A 13,304-nucleotide genomic window follows, 5' to 3' on the forward strand; every position below is an offset into this window, starting at 1 on the left:
TCAAGCGCCCTTATCAAGCGCCTTCGTCAAGCTCGTTACTTCGGGTCTTTACAAGCCGCTGCCGGAGCTTGAACCGGATGATCCGAGATCCAGACTTCGACGCGACGGTTGCGTTCGCGACCGGCTTCGGTGTCGTCCGCAGCCATCGGCACCGCAGCACCGAAGCCGTAAACCACCTTGGCTTTGACGCCATAAGTTGCCAGTTCAGCCGATACCGCTGCCGCGCGCTCTTGCGAGACCTTGCACGGTGCAGCAGCGGTGCCGTCGGTGAAGCCAAGCAGCATGACTTCGCTCTTCTTGCCCCGCGCACCGATCAACTGAGCGATCCGGCCCATGTCACGTTCGGCCTTGTTGTCCAAGGTCATCGAACCGGGTTGGAAACGCAGGTTGATGGACAAGCGCTGCGCACCTTCGACCAACTGGTTGTAGACCGGCGAATTGGAGCTCACCTTGGTGTCCACTGCTTCAGCCGCTTGGCCAATGAAACCGGCCTTCTCGACCGCTTTCTGAGCCTCGGGCGAGACCGAAAATTCGGCAAAGCGCACCGCCAAGGCGTTGGTGGTCATCGGCGGCACATACAGGAACAGGCGACGGGTCAGCGGATAGTCTTCTGAGCTCACCGTCAGCTTGGTCGGGCGCATCGGCTCGTGGGTACCGTCAGAGATTGCCACCACCTTGGTTTGGTGGATGTCGTTCATGGCCGCAAAGCCGATGGCTTGGGGATCCTTGGCCACCAAGTCAGACAGCACCCCATTGTCGTCAGCGATCTTGGCCGATTTATCGACGTCAGCCCCGCCCATCACCAAGCCCTTGAAGGCGTCGTAGGTGCCGGATTTTTCGTCGCGCGAGATCAGCTTGATCGGACCGGGCTTGCCGCCTACCTTGGACCAGTCGGTGATCTTGCCGCCGAAGATGTCGCGCAACTGCGCCAGCGACAAGCGCGTGATCGCGTTGGTCGAGTGCGTCACGATGGCCATCCCTTCCAGGGCGACCACGTATTCGGCACCGTCAGCGCTCAGGTTACCCAGCGCCTTGGTTTGCTCCAACTCGTTTTTCTTGATCGGCCGCGAGCTCATGGCGATGTCCGCCTTGCCCGCGCTCAGATCCGTGAAGCCCGTGCCCGAACCATGACCAAAAACCTCGATACGCACCGGCACGCCATCAGTGCCCCGGGCTGTAATCAACACTTCATCGACCGTCTTGGTGGGGTGCTGCTCAATCTGGGTATAGCCCTCTTGCACCAAAAATGCTTTAAGCAAGGTGGGAGCCAGCGAAACACTCACCGTGCTGGAGCCGTGCAAACGCAAGACGGTGTTTTCTGCGTTGGCTGTCGAGCTGGCCGAGGTTTTACCCCCGCCGCCGCCCGAGCCACTCATGGCCCACCAACCGCCGCCCAAGGCCACCAGGGCCAGTGGGATGGCAATCGCGAGGACATTCATTTTTCCCTTACCCCCGCCAGCGGACTCATCGACCCGCAGCAGCGGCGAGCCGCACTTGGGGCAACGTGAGTTGCTGTCGTCATAGGGCAGTTGCGTGCGTTTTTCCGCATGGGTACACGCGCTGGGGAGATTGGTACAGATACCGTGGGTCATAGCATGGCTTCCTGTCGAACAAAACGCATGGCGGCGCGAGCAGCTTCACTCCACGCCAATGACACGGCATCCAGCTCTGAAGCTGGTGCTGCCGATCGGATTGCTTCGATGCGCCTTCGCATCGAATTACGCAATGCTTCCTGTCGGTCGGCGGCATGAATCTGGCGTATCTGATCCGGCTCAAGCAAAGCCTTCTTCAACGCCTCAAAAACTTCATGCTCCGCGTGGGCAACCGCGTCGATCCAGTCTCGACCCAGCACCTTGCGTGCGATGTCGAAACCGTCCTCATCGATTTGTTGCCACAACAACCGTTTTTCCCCGTTAGCGGGGTCTGTGTCTTCTGAAATCAAGCCCACCGCCTCGGCCAGCAAGAGCACACGGCGTACTTGCAAGAGCCATTCCGGCGAGGGTGCGGGTGCCTCAGGCACCACGGGCGGCGGCACCAGCAGTGCCGGCGCTGGCGCGGGCATCGTGGTGGCCGGCGTCGAGACTGGCGGCACAACCACAGGGGCTGCCGTCACAGCGGCCACCGGAGCGGCTTCAACCAGCTGGGCATCGCCACCGATCTGGAACAGCGGCAGCAAACCGACCAAAGTCAGGCGCTGATCCGAGCGCAAGCCCGGGAAAGATCCACGCTGTTCGAGCTTGGCGTGAGGCCCCTGAGCAAGCAGTAGTTTTTTATCTTTTAAGGTGCTTTCCAGCGACTCCGCAAACGCCGAGAGGTAGCTTGACGGCATCTCGCTGTTGGGCATCAACAGGCTCCAACGTGCCGGTGGGCTATCCGGGCGAAACTGATCGGCCAACGCCGTGTTGTCCACCCAATTGGAAAAAGTCTGCGCCTGCTGGGCTTGATTTTTCAACCAGCGTTGCATCAGCCCATCCACCAAGGACGGCGACGCCTGCCCATCGATGAATTGACGGGCTGTTTGGACACTCATGCCCAACAGATGCTGGCAAATCTTGCCGCCCAACGACGACACCGACGCAAAGGCGCGGAACGTCATGCCTGGGCCGGCCGCTTCAAACAAATCATCTTGCAAGCGCTGCACGTCCAAGGTGACCAACGCCTCACGGGTCAAGAGCCGCTCACGCAACAAATCCATGCGCTTGCGCTCATACACCACCTCGGAACGCCCACGCAACTCGTGTGAAAGCGCGACCAAGGTCTGCTCGGTCGATTCGATCACGTGGAACAAGGCATTGAGTTGCGAGACCAAGCGCTGCGCTTGGTGCTGAGCAAAGCGCCCTGCGGTCACCTGCGTCATGGCCAAGCAGCGTTCACGCCACAACATGACAGCGTTGTCCAGATCCAGGACGCGACTGCGCTCATCGCCACCGGTCAATCGCTTGGCAAAACCGCCAAAACCGCCCGAGCTACCACTGGACTGAGCCACTTTCTGCGTCAACGCGGCCAACTGCATGCCATGGTGGTCCGCCACTTCACTGCGCTGGCGCACGGTCGCTTCGATCTGATCGCTATAGAACGTCAGATCGGCGGCCATGGTGGCAATAGCTTGGCCACAATCGCGCAGCGAACGGCGTCCGGCCTGCCAATCTTTCAACAGGTCGGACTCCATGGCATGGACCCGCGCATCGGTGGTTTGCTCAAGCTCTTCACGGGCTTGCTCAAAGTAAGGCTCCACCCCCTTGCCACGAAATCCCGAACGCAAGGCCTGATCAAAAAGGACAGCGATCTGATCCATGCGTTGCCCATCGGGCATGGCAAAAGCCAAACGCTTGAAGTGATCGGCGTACTCGGTCCAAATCTGTTCAAAAGTGCCCGCAGCCACCACCGCCGCCACTTGCTGGTGCAAGACATCGCCACCCAACGTTTGACGGTCACGGGCGTTGGCATCCACCACCGCGATGGCCTTGGCGGCAGAGGCCTGCGGTGTCTGCTTATCACCACTGGCTTCAGCTTGACCCATGCACAAGCTGTTGAGGACGCGCTGGGCAATCTCTAGGCTCAGGTGTTCTTGCCACGTATCAACATCGGGGCCAAGGCGATGTAAGCCGACCCCAAACAAGCCATCCGCCGCACCCGCCTGCCAGCCTGGGCCGACGAGCATCTTCTGATAGACAAACTCAGCCAAAGCCGACGTGCGCTCATGCAACGCGCCCACGGAAGCCGCGTCATGCGCAAGATAGCCTTGGGTGAAAGCGGTGAGCTTGGGCCGATGCGCCGCCGGCGCAGCCATCAGCTCGTGCAATTCCCGCACATCGGCACACGATGTGATGGCATCCACAGCCGCCAAATGAGCCGGCAACATGCCGTACATCAACACTTTGGCATCGACATTCGCCGAAAGACTGCGCAGCAGGCGCACGACCCCCGGCATCAGCCCCGATTCGCCGGGGGACTGCATATGACCGACCACATGCCAAGTCACCTCGGCGGCACCCGACGCCATCGAGGCCCCTTGCAGCATCGATTCGAGCAACTTGCGGCAAGCCGTTTGGCTATCAACGGGTGCTTGGTTCTCAGGCTTGAGGACCAGCATCTGACGCTCAGGCAGTTGCATCGACTGCCCAAGCACCGTCCAGTCGTTGATATCGACTTTGGTATCTGCCACTGCCTTGGTCAGCAGGGCAAAGTCAACCAACACATCGTCGGGTTGAAGACTGCCGTGGCGCAGCATCAAGCGCTTACGTAGTTCGAAGACAACTCGACGACCTGTGGCGCCGATACCGATGATCAAATGGTTCATGCGTGACAACAAAAGGTGATTTTTGATTCCGAAACATCGGGGAACGAATGTAGCTTGATGTACCCCTCGGGCCTTTCAGACAAAAACTCCAAGCCTTTCATTCAATATAAGCAAACACAAAAATAGCCACCACAAGACTCATGAAGAATCTTAATATTCAACCACTCATGATTTAGAGAACCGTACAGCAGCTATCTCTCTGGGACCGAACGATACGCACTTGAGGCACAGCATTGGTAACTATGAGTCACAGAAATCAAGAAAATCGTGAATCAATTCTTCATTCTTGAAGGTTCGTTCATCATAGACATCCCGTGCGCTGCCGTAACCCAAAGATTCCATGAACAAAATCTGACAACATCACTCGCCATTCGTTAAATACTGACTAATTTCATCACGCCTTATGCGTAACGACATCAAGGTTCACTAAAAGTATCAAAAAAAAGACATCTGCCACAATTTCGGCCTGATTCGTTAAAGGTGTCATATTAGTATCATAGATTGGATATGTACGATCAGAGTCAGTCGGTCCATTCCCGCAATACTCATTCCCCTCGCCCGTAACCGAAAGGATGCCATGAAGCCCTTGTTTGCCGTTATTGCTGTGGTCGCCTCTGCTGCGATTTCTGCTCCCGCGCTCGCGAATCAAGAACTCGCCCAAAAGAAAGGGTGCCTCATGTGTCACGCAATCGATAAAAAAGTCATCGGTCCTGCGTATATCCATGTGGCCGAAAAATACACTGCCGCCGATGTTGAGCGGCTGACACACAAAGTGTTGAACGGTGGTGGTGGCGTCTGGGGTACCGCCCGGATGGTCCCGAACAAGGATCGTGGTGTCACAGAAGCTGAAGCGAAGCAACTGGTCGAATGGGTCTTGTCGCTGAAAAAGGCGCCCTGAACAAGCTCTCCGGGTGGTCTCGAGAAATCCTCTATAATCATCGGCTTTGCTAGCAACTCTTTCTTCGAGTCGGCAAGTGGCAATCGAAAAACTCACGCAATGCTTGCGTTGCAAAGGTGACCAGATTGCCTTGTTGTGTGTCCGGACCACCACCGACCACCGAAGATACAACTGAAGGATTTTTTCGTTCATGACGACCATCCGTGTCAAGGAAAACGAGCCGTTCGACGTCGCTCTGCGTCGCTTCAAGCGCACCATTGAAAAGCTCGGCCTGCTGACCGACCTGCGCGCTCGCGAGTTCTATGAGAAGCCGACTGCCGAGCGCAAGCGCAAGAAGGCTGCCGCTGTCAAGCGTCACTACAAGCGTGTGCGTTCGATGCAGCTGCCCAAAAAGCTGTACTGATCCTGATTCCATCACCCGGCAGCACTTTGCAGTCGGGTGACAGCATCACACCAAGCTCGCACGGGACGCCGCTGCGGGCTTGATTTTTTTCAGCCCGTCCTTTCAGGGACCGACCCACTTTTGCCCCGACGCACCATGAGCCTCAAAGATCGCATCACCGATGACATGAAAACCGCCATGCGCGCCAAGGACACCGCGCGTCTTGGTGCAGTTCGCCTGCTTTTGGCTGCGATCAAGCAAAAGGAAGTGGACGAACGCATCACGTTGGATGACGCCGCCGTCGTCGCCATCGTCGATAAGCTGATCAAGCAACGCAAAGACTCGATCGCGCAATTCACCCAAGCGGCTCGTCTTGATCTGGCCGACAAGGAAAGCGCCGAAGTCGCGGTCCTTCAAGCCTATGTCCCGCAGCGCCTCAGCGCCGAAGAGATCGCGACCGCCGTGACCGCTTTGGTGAGTGAGCTCGGCGCCAGTGGCCCCGCAGACATGGGCAAGGTCATGGGCGCGGCCAAGCAGCGCTTCGCCGGTCAAGCCGACATGGGCCTGTTGTCTGCCGCCATCAAGCGTGCACTGACTCCTGCTGCTGCGTCATAATCACGCCATCGCAACGTACCCTATGGGGTACCTCAACTTGGTTGACCGTCTATGTCCGCTCTCCCGATCCAGCAAATCAGTCCGGATGTCTGCGTCGCACCGCAGCTTGATCCCGCAGCCATGGCCGCCGCCGCTGCGGCTGGGTTCCGCAGCGTGATCAACAATCGCCCCGACTTTGAAGGCGGCCCCGATCAACCCACCAGCGCAGCCGTCGAGGCTGCCGCCCAAGCGGCCGGGCTGATTTACGCCTTTTTGCCGGTCTCGGGGATGTATCAAAGCCCGGAGGAAATTGCCCGCTTCCGCGCCCTGCTCGACACCCTGCCCAAGCCCATTCTGGCGTTCTGCCGCAGTGGTGCCCGCAGCACCAAGCTGTTCATTGCCGCCAGTCAGCTGGCGGACTGATCGCCACCGCAGTCAAGGGTTTTACCTAGGAACTGGCGCCAAAAAGCGTCGGCGATGCATCGACAATGCACGCCTGTGAATGGTTCTTACGGAGAATTCCTTGTCTGCCATGGCTCCCCTGCTCCCGCTTGCCCGCCGGATCGATGCACTCAGTGAGTTCGTCGGCCGCTGGGTCGCTTGGTTGGTATTGGCCGCCGTGCTCATTTCCGCGCTCAACGCGGTGGTGCGCAAGGCCTTCAACACCAGCTCGAATGCCTTTCTTGAAATCCAGTGGTACCTGTTTGCCGGCATCTTTTTGCTGGGTGCTGGCTATACATTGCTGCGTCAAGAGCACGTCAAAATCGACGTGATCCTGAGTCGTTTCTCCAAACGCACCCAGATCAAGATCGACATCTTCGGTATCCTCTGTTTCCTTTTCCCATTGGTGGTCGCGGTGCTCTACCTCGTGACACCCTTGGTGATCGAGGCCTACCGCTCGCAAGAGATGTCCTCCAATGCCGGTGGCTTGGTACGTTGGCCTGTGTTTGCCCTTGTGCCACTGGGTTTTGCCCTGCTGGGCTTGCAAGGCCTGTCAGAACTGATCAAGCGCTTCGCTTTTCTCCAAGGGTTGATCGAGGATCCGACCCAGAAGAAGCAAGAAAAAAGCGCCGAAGAAGAACTCGCTGAAGCCATCCTTGCCGCCGAAGCTGCCAAGAAGAAGGAGGCCGCGCGATGATCGAATTTCTCTCCGCCAACATGGCTCCGGTGATGTTCGCCGGGCTGATCGTTTTTCTGTTGATGGGCTACTCGGTGGCCTTTTCACTCGGTGCCTGCGGCTTGGTGTTCGGCTTCATCGGCATCCAGCTTGATCTGCTCCCCGCCTCGCTGATGCAGGCGCTGCCGCTGCGGATCTTCGGCATCATGCAGAACGACACCCTGCTGGCCATCCCGTTCTTCACCTTCATGGGCCTCATCCTTGAGCGCTCGGGCATGGCCGAAGACCTGCTCGACACCATCGGCCAACTGTTCGGTCCGATTCGAGGGGGTCTGGCCTACGCGGTGATCTTCGTCGGTGCGATGCTGGCCGCGACCACCGGCGTGGTGGCCGCCTCGGTCATCTCCATGGGACTGATCTCGTTGCCCATCATGCTGCGCTACGGCTACGACCGGCGTGTCGCCTCCGGCGTGATCGCCGCTTCTGGCACCTTGGCGCAGATCATTCCGCCTTCGCTGGTGCTGATCATCATGGCCGACCAACTCGGCAAGAGCGTGGGTGATCTCTATAAAGGCGCCTTCGTTCCCGGCTTCGTTCTGACGGGTCTGTATGTGGGCTTCGTCTTGCTGGTGAGCTTCATCCGCCCCACTTGGGTACCCGCCTTGCCCAAGGAAGCCCGCACCATCCGTGAAGACAACGGCGATTCTGGCTTGCCCTCACTGGGACTGCTGACGCTGCTGTCCACCGTCTGTGCGGTGGCCTTTGCGCAAACGCGCCCCGAGAGCACCCCCACCGATGAGCTGATCGTGGTGTCGATGTGCGTCGGCGTCGGCATCGCCTTTGCGTTGTCGGTGCTCAATAAGGTCACCGGCCTAAAGCTGCTCTCCAAGATGGCTGAGCGCGTTACTTTCGTGCTGATCCCGCCGTTGGCGCTGATCTTCTTGGTGCTTGGCACCATCTTCCTTGGCATCGCCACACCGACTGAAGGTGGCGCGATGGGTGCCGTTGGCGCGCTGATCATGGCGGTGGCCCGCCAGCGCCTGAGTCTGAAACTGCTGCGTCAGGCCATGGACTCGACCATGAAGCTCTCAACCTTCGTGGTCTTCATCCTGATCGGCTCCACCGTCTTCAGCTTGAGCTTTCAGGGGGTGGACGGCCCCAAATGGGTCGAGCACCTGCTCACCAGCCTGCCCGGCGGCCAACTCGGCTTCCTGATCGTGGTGAACATCTTGGTGTTCGTCTTGGCGTTCTTTTTGGACTTCTTCGAACTGAGCTTCATCATCGTGCCGCTGATCGGGCCCGTGGCCGAGAAGCTTGGCATTGATCTGGTCTGGTTCGGCGTGCTGCTGGCCGTGAACATGCAGACTTCGTTCATGCATCCCCCCTTCGGTTTTGCGCTGTTTTATCTACGTAGCGTCGCGCCTCATGATGACTACAAAGATCGCATCACGGGGCAAAAAATCCCCAAGGTCACCACCAGCCAGATTTATTGGGGCTCGGTGCCCTTCGTCCTGATCCAAATCATCATGGTTGCACTGATCATCGCGTTCCCGAATCTGGTGTCTGGCGGTCTTGCGAAAAAAGAAGACGTCAACATCGACAACGTTCAAATCGAATTCCAACCGGCGGCCGAAACCAAGCAAGACAACGATCCCAACAAACTGTTTGATGCCGTACCCAGTGCGGCTAGCGGCTCCAAGTGAGCGCTCGGTCGGTCGTCACATCCCGTGACGACCGACGTAAAAAAGCCCCGCGATGCGGGGCTTTTTGCTCAACAGCCCAAAAGGGCTGTGATGTGTGCTTACTTCGAAGCAGCAGAAGCAGCCTTCTCAGCCTTCTTGGCCTTGTGAGCCTTGGCCTTCTTGGCAGGCTTCGAAGCAGCTTCAGCAGCCGGCTTAGCAGCAGCCGAAGCAGCGGGAGCAGCAGCCTTAGGAGCGTCAGCGGCGAAAGCGCCGAAAGCGAACATGGAAGCGATCAGGGCAGCGACGATCTTGGTCATGGAAAACTCCAAATTTGAATATTGACGAGCAAAAGACTCATGAGGGACAACGCCTGGACTGCGCGATCCGTTGACGCAAAATAACATTTTGTTTCAAATGGCCTCAATGAATACCCGCCATCACCTTGTGATGCATCCGTCGCAACCCCAGCCAAACCACCCCCGCAATCAGAGGAACCGCCAAGGCAATGGCCATGTCGGGCGAAATCGGCAGCCCGACAGACTTCAAACCTTTGACGACATACCCCACCAAACCCGTGCCGTAATACGTGATCGCAGCCACTGACAAACCTTCCACGGCGCTCTGCAACAACAGTTGCGCCTCTTGGCGGCGATTCATCGCATCCAGCAAGGACTGACTGCTTTGCTGCTGCTCGATTTCCACCCGGGTGCGCAACAAGTTGCTGGTGCGAGAAATACGTTCCGACAACGCCTGCTGACGCCGCGCCGCCCACGCACACGTTTGCATGGCCGGCGACAAACGCCGATCCATGAACTCCCCCAACGTTTGGAGGCCATGAATGCGCTCTTCGCGCAGTTCTTGAATCCGCCGTTGGACCAACTCAAAGTAGGCCGCACTGGCTGAAAAACGAGCATGTGTGCGGGCGTACAAGCTTTCAACTTGAGCCGCCAAGTGGGTCAGACGCCGCAACAAATCCGGTTCTTGCTGCTTCTGCGCAAAGCGCACCTGTTCGGCCACTTCAGCCAGTTCGCGTTCTGCGAACACCAAAGCGCCACCCACCTCGCGCGCAGCCGGCAAACCCAACAAAGACATCATGCGATAGGTCTCGATCTCGAGAACCCGTTGGACGGCACGTCCCAGCCGACGTGGATTCAGGCTGTCATCCACCACCAAAATGCAGCGCCCAAAACCATCCGCATGCAACCGGAAGTCGGTGTAGACGATCACTTGTCCGTCCATCACCCGAGCAGCCACCAGCGTACTTTCATCCAGCGTACGCCGGACCAAGTCAGAAACAAGATCTGACCCGGATGCGTCAGGCACCACTTCGCTTTGCCGTAGCACCAACACGTGCAAACCAATCAACCACTGACCCGGCATGCCTTGGAGCCAGTCACGCGGCGCATCCGGCAGCACACCCGGCTCGAACCCATTCGGCGCATCCGTGATCGGACGCCAAAAGGTCGCGGTGTGGAACTCTGAGTGCTTTTCCCAGCGCAACCACACGCCCCCCAGATCGGTACTGATGTGATTGGCTTCCTCCGAGGCTAAAGGCAGGTGCCGTTGGCGCAGCAGATGATTCACATGCTCCTTGGCCAACACGCCGTCGCCAGAAGCCCACCCCACATGGGTCAGTGCCAGCGGCGACGAGAGCCGCTCATAGGGCCGGGCATGCACTTCGTTGTGAAGCGCCTCGCGCAGCGGATGCACGTTTTGCATAAAGAAAGTCCTTCGTTCTTGATCTTGAGAGAAAGGCACCCACGAGCGCGTTCACGCTGGCGTAGCCCGCAAAATTTCTTCGGCGCTGGTCAAGCCTTCAGCCACCTTGTCAAACCCAGCCTGACGCAGGGAGCGCATCGGCTCGTCCAACACCAACAATTCCACCAAGCCGCAACGCCCCCGGTAACCCGTCATGCGGCAATCGATGCAACCCACCGCTCGGTAGGGCTGGAAGGGCCGTGCAGGTTCTGTGCCAACAACGCTCACCGCGCCCGCCGATGCACCCAACAAAGCTTCCAAGCGTTCACGTGACATCGTCTCATCGGGCTGTTTGCAGGCGGCGCACAACGTCCGCACCAAGCGCTGCGCCAGCACACCGATCACGGTGGCCTTGATCAGATAAGTCGGCACGCCCAGATCGGTCAGGCGCGTGATGGCACTGGCGGCGTCGTTGGTGTGCAGGGTCGAAAACACCAAATGCCCGGTCAAAGCGGCTTGGACCGCCATTTCAGCCGTTTCAACGTCGCGGATCTCACCAATCATGATGATGTCGGGGTCCTGACGCATCAGGGCACGCACGCCGTTGGCGAAGTCGAGTTCAAGCGCGGGCTGGACTTGGGTCTGATTGAAAGCCGGCTCGATCATTTCAATCGGGTCTTCGAGCGTACACACGTTGACCTCGTCGCTGGCCAGCCGTTTCAGCGTGGCATAGAGCGTGGTGGTCTTGCCGCTGCCCGTCGGGCCCGTCACCAAGATGATGCCGTGCGGTCGGCGCACCAACTCCGCCCAGCGCCCAGCGTCCACGCTGGAAAACCCAAGCGCCTCGACCGGCAGCACAGCGGTGTCGGGATTGAAGATCCGCATCACCACCTTCTCGCCAAAGGCCGTGGGCAAGGTGGACAGCCGCATTTCGATTTCATCACCACGCGGATTGCGCGTCTTGATGCGCCCGTCTTGGGCCCGTCGGCGCTCAACCACATCCATGCGTGCCAGCAATTTGATGCGCGCGGTGGCTGCCGTCATCACGCTTTGCGGCAAGTGATAGACCGTGTGCAGCACGCCATCGATACGGAATCGCACCGCACATTGCTCGCGCCGAGGCTCTAGGTGAATGTCGCTGGCACGCTGTTCGAACGCATAGTTCCACAGCCAATCGACCACTTGAACCACGCCGTGGTCGTTGGCGTCGAGCTGCTTGTGGCGGCCCATCTCCACCAACTGCTCAAAATTAACGGTGGCGCTGTTGGCTTCGCCGGTTTTCTGCGCTTGCCGCACAGAGCGCGCCAAGCTGTAGAACTCGGTGGTGAAGCGGGCAATATCATGGGGATGCGCCAAGGCCAAGCGCACGGTCTTGCGGGTGTGTGCGCTGATTTCTACCACCCAGTCGCGCTCGAAGGGCTCACAGGTGGCGATGGTCACTTCCGTGGGCCCCACTTGGACCGGCAAGACGCGGCGTTTTTCGGCGTAAGCCAGCGACATGACCTCGGTCACCCGCGCGACATCGACTTTGAGCGGATCAATGCGCAAATAGGGCAAACCGACCCGTTTGGCCAACCAGTGCAGCAGCACGTCGGTATCCAACGGCGTTTGGGTGCCCACCCGAATCAGGCCCGCAGAGCCCAATCGCACCAAGGGATGCAAGCTGCTCACTCCCGCTGAAAGCCGCTGATGGATCACCGGTCGATCCACCGCCGTAATCCAGCCGTCTTGCACCAACCAGTCCAGGACATCGGCCCAACGCAAACGCCCCACCGGCACCGGTGTCGTACTCATGTCATGAGCTCCTCGGCGTCGTCGGCCACCGCCACGCTCCGAGGTGGTGGCAAGACCCGCATCCAACGAACCCAAGGCGGTGCTGGCAACTGGAATCGCTCACGCACGGCTTCGGCCCGCCGCTGCAACTCGTCACGCTCGGGCCCATCCACACCCTTGCCCGCCAACACGATGGCGTTGCCTTCGGCCGTCGGGCTGATCTTCCAGACTTGGCCCACCCCAAACACCGCCTCAATGCGCCGGGCACTCTTCATGAACTTGGCCGAGCGCCCGAACAAGTTCACCGCCATCACCCCACCTTCGGTCAGCACGGCGTGACAGGCCCGGTAGAAATCCTCGTCGTCCAGCACCGGCCCCGCTGCTTCGTGGTCATACAGATCGACCTGCAACACATCGGCGCTGTCCCAATTCAAGGTGTCTTCGACCCAAGCACGGGCGTCGGCCACCACCACGTTCAGGCGCTCGTCGTTGGGCGGCAGATGAAACCACTGTCGGCAAGCCGCGACCACCTGCGGATTCAATTCGACCGCCGTGCTACGCCAGCGCAACACGTGATGGCTGAAACGCGTCAACGCCGCTGCCCCCAAGCCCAACTGCACGGCATGGCCCTGCGCCCACGCGGCGGGGGGCTTCAACAGGAGCCACGCCATCATGCGTTGTACGTAATCCAGTTCAAGCATTTGGGGTTTGCGTATCCGCATGGCCCCTTGCACCCACGGCGTATCGCCCAAATGCAAATAGCGCACCCCGTCAAACTCGGACAAGGTCGCCGAGGGCAAAGAAGCATCGGGTGGCGTTTTCTTCTTGCGCGGGCGCGCGTTCACAAGATCCATGGGCAA

12 protein-coding genes are annotated in these 13,304 nt (G+C 59.1%); 6 read left to right on the forward strand and 6 right to left on the reverse strand.

Features of this window, described 5'->3' with window-relative positions:
• Positions 1 to 35: 35 nt before the first annotated feature.
• A complete protein-coding gene (locus tag AB3X39_RS01635) occupies positions 36 to 1,592 on the reverse strand; it encodes a substrate-binding domain-containing protein (protein WP_369415615.1) in 1,557 nt (518 codons plus the stop codon).
• The gene (locus AB3X39_RS01640; protein ID WP_369415616.1) at positions 1,589 to 4,300 is read right to left on the reverse strand and encodes a hypothetical protein; all 2,712 of its coding nucleotides are present in this window, start codon (positions 4,298 to 4,300) and stop codon (positions 1,589 to 1,591) included. Before AB3X39_RS01640 ends, AB3X39_RS01635 begins: the two co-directional genes overlap by 4 nt.
• 577 nt (positions 4,301 to 4,877) lie before the next feature.
• Between AB3X39_RS01640 and AB3X39_RS01645 the strand changes: the two genes are divergently transcribed.
• From AB3X39_RS01645 to AB3X39_RS01670, 6 genes are all read left to right on the forward strand, one after another.
• Positions 4,878 to 5,198 (forward strand): c-type cytochrome, encoded by a 321-nt coding sequence (locus AB3X39_RS01645; RefSeq protein WP_369415617.1) that lies wholly within the window; start codon positions 4,878 to 4,880, stop codon positions 5,196 to 5,198.
• Between the two features lie 190 nt (positions 5,199 to 5,388).
• Positions 5,389 to 5,601: a 30S ribosomal protein S21 gene (gene rpsU / locus AB3X39_RS01650; protein WP_007833691.1), complete on the forward strand. Its 213-nt coding sequence runs from the start codon at positions 5,389 to 5,391 to the stop codon at positions 5,599 to 5,601.
• A 135-nt stretch (positions 5,602 to 5,736) separates the two neighbouring features.
• On the forward strand, positions 5,737 to 6,195 hold the full coding sequence (locus AB3X39_RS01655) for a GatB/YqeY domain-containing protein (protein WP_369415618.1): 459 nt from the start codon (positions 5,737 to 5,739) through the stop codon (positions 6,193 to 6,195).
• A gap of 51 nt (positions 6,196 to 6,246) precedes the next feature.
• Positions 6,247 to 6,597, forward strand: a complete 351-nt coding sequence (locus AB3X39_RS01660; protein WP_369415619.1) for a protein tyrosine phosphatase family protein — start codon at positions 6,247 to 6,249, stop codon at positions 6,595 to 6,597.
• A gap of 109 nt (positions 6,598 to 6,706) precedes the next feature.
• Positions 6,707 to 7,312: a TRAP transporter small permease subunit gene (locus AB3X39_RS01665; RefSeq protein ID WP_369415620.1), complete on the forward strand. Its 606-nt coding sequence runs from the start codon at positions 6,707 to 6,709 to the stop codon at positions 7,310 to 7,312.
• The gene (locus AB3X39_RS01670; protein ID WP_369415621.1) at positions 7,309 to 8,994 is read left to right on the forward strand and encodes a TRAP transporter large permease; all 1,686 of its coding nucleotides are present in this window, start codon (positions 7,309 to 7,311) and stop codon (positions 8,992 to 8,994) included. The genes AB3X39_RS01665 and AB3X39_RS01670 overlap by 4 nt, the downstream gene beginning before the upstream one ends.
• Before the next feature lie 98 nt (positions 8,995 to 9,092).
• Here the strand turns inward: AB3X39_RS01670 and AB3X39_RS01675 are convergent, their stop codons facing one another.
• The 4 genes from AB3X39_RS01675 to AB3X39_RS01690 form a co-directional block, all read right to left on the reverse strand.
• Entirely contained in the window at positions 9,093 to 9,290 is a 198-nt protein-coding gene (locus AB3X39_RS01675) for a hypothetical protein (RefSeq protein ID WP_009453563.1), read from the reverse strand.
• Between the two features lie 103 nt (positions 9,291 to 9,393).
• Positions 9,394 to 10,692: a DUF3422 family protein gene (locus AB3X39_RS01680; protein WP_369415622.1), complete on the reverse strand. Its 1,299-nt coding sequence runs from the start codon at positions 10,690 to 10,692 to the stop codon at positions 9,394 to 9,396.
• 51 nt (positions 10,693 to 10,743) lie between these two features.
• Positions 10,744 to 12,465: a GspE/PulE family protein gene (locus AB3X39_RS01685; RefSeq protein ID WP_369415623.1), complete on the reverse strand. Its 1,722-nt coding sequence runs from the start codon at positions 12,463 to 12,465 to the stop codon at positions 10,744 to 10,746.
• Positions 12,462 to 13,298 (reverse strand): spermine/spermidine synthase domain-containing protein, encoded by an 837-nt coding sequence (locus AB3X39_RS01690; protein WP_369415624.1) that lies wholly within the window; start codon positions 13,296 to 13,298, stop codon positions 12,462 to 12,464. Before AB3X39_RS01690 ends, AB3X39_RS01685 begins: the two co-directional genes overlap by 4 nt.
• Positions 13,299 to 13,304 lie beyond the last annotated feature (6 nt).

Source organism: Leptothrix ochracea (genome assembly GCF_041083635.1).
Lineage (GTDB): Bacteria > Pseudomonadota > Gammaproteobacteria > Burkholderiales > Burkholderiaceae_C > Sphaerotilus > Sphaerotilus ochraceus.

Excerpts from the sequence above, each read along its gene's own strand:
- AB3X39_RS01635 (WP_369415615.1), bottom strand. The coding sequence starts at position 1,592 with ATGACCCACGGTATCTGTACCAATCTCCCCAGCGCGTGTACCCATGCG.
- AB3X39_RS01640 (WP_369415616.1), bottom strand. The coding sequence starts at position 4,300 with ATGAACCATTTGATCATCGGTATCGGCGCCACAGGTCGTCGAGTTGTC.
- AB3X39_RS01645 (WP_369415617.1), top strand. The coding sequence starts at position 4,878 with ATGAAGCCCTTGTTTGCCGTTATTGCTGTGGTCGCCTCTGCTGCGATT.
- rpsU (WP_007833691.1), top strand. The coding sequence starts at position 5,389 with ATGACGACCATCCGTGTCAAGGAAAACGAGCCGTTCGACGTCGCTCTG.
- AB3X39_RS01655 (WP_369415618.1), top strand. The coding sequence starts at position 5,737 with ATGAGCCTCAAAGATCGCATCACCGATGACATGAAAACCGCCATGCGC.
- AB3X39_RS01660 (WP_369415619.1), top strand. The coding sequence starts at position 6,247 with ATGTCCGCTCTCCCGATCCAGCAAATCAGTCCGGATGTCTGCGTCGCA.
- AB3X39_RS01665 (WP_369415620.1), top strand. The coding sequence starts at position 6,707 with ATGGCTCCCCTGCTCCCGCTTGCCCGCCGGATCGATGCACTCAGTGAG.
- AB3X39_RS01670 (WP_369415621.1), top strand. The coding sequence starts at position 7,309 with ATGATCGAATTTCTCTCCGCCAACATGGCTCCGGTGATGTTCGCCGGG.
- AB3X39_RS01675 (WP_009453563.1), bottom strand. The coding sequence starts at position 9,290 with ATGACCAAGATCGTCGCTGCCCTGATCGCTTCCATGTTCGCTTTCGGC.
- AB3X39_RS01680 (WP_369415622.1), bottom strand. The coding sequence starts at position 10,692 with ATGCAAAACGTGCATCCGCTGCGCGAGGCGCTTCACAACGAAGTGCAT.
- AB3X39_RS01685 (WP_369415623.1), bottom strand. The coding sequence starts at position 12,465 with ATGAGTACGACACCGGTGCCGGTGGGGCGTTTGCGTTGGGCCGATGTC.
- AB3X39_RS01690 (WP_369415624.1), bottom strand. The coding sequence starts at position 13,298 with ATGGATCTTGTGAACGCGCGCCCGCGCAAGAAGAAAACGCCACCCGAT.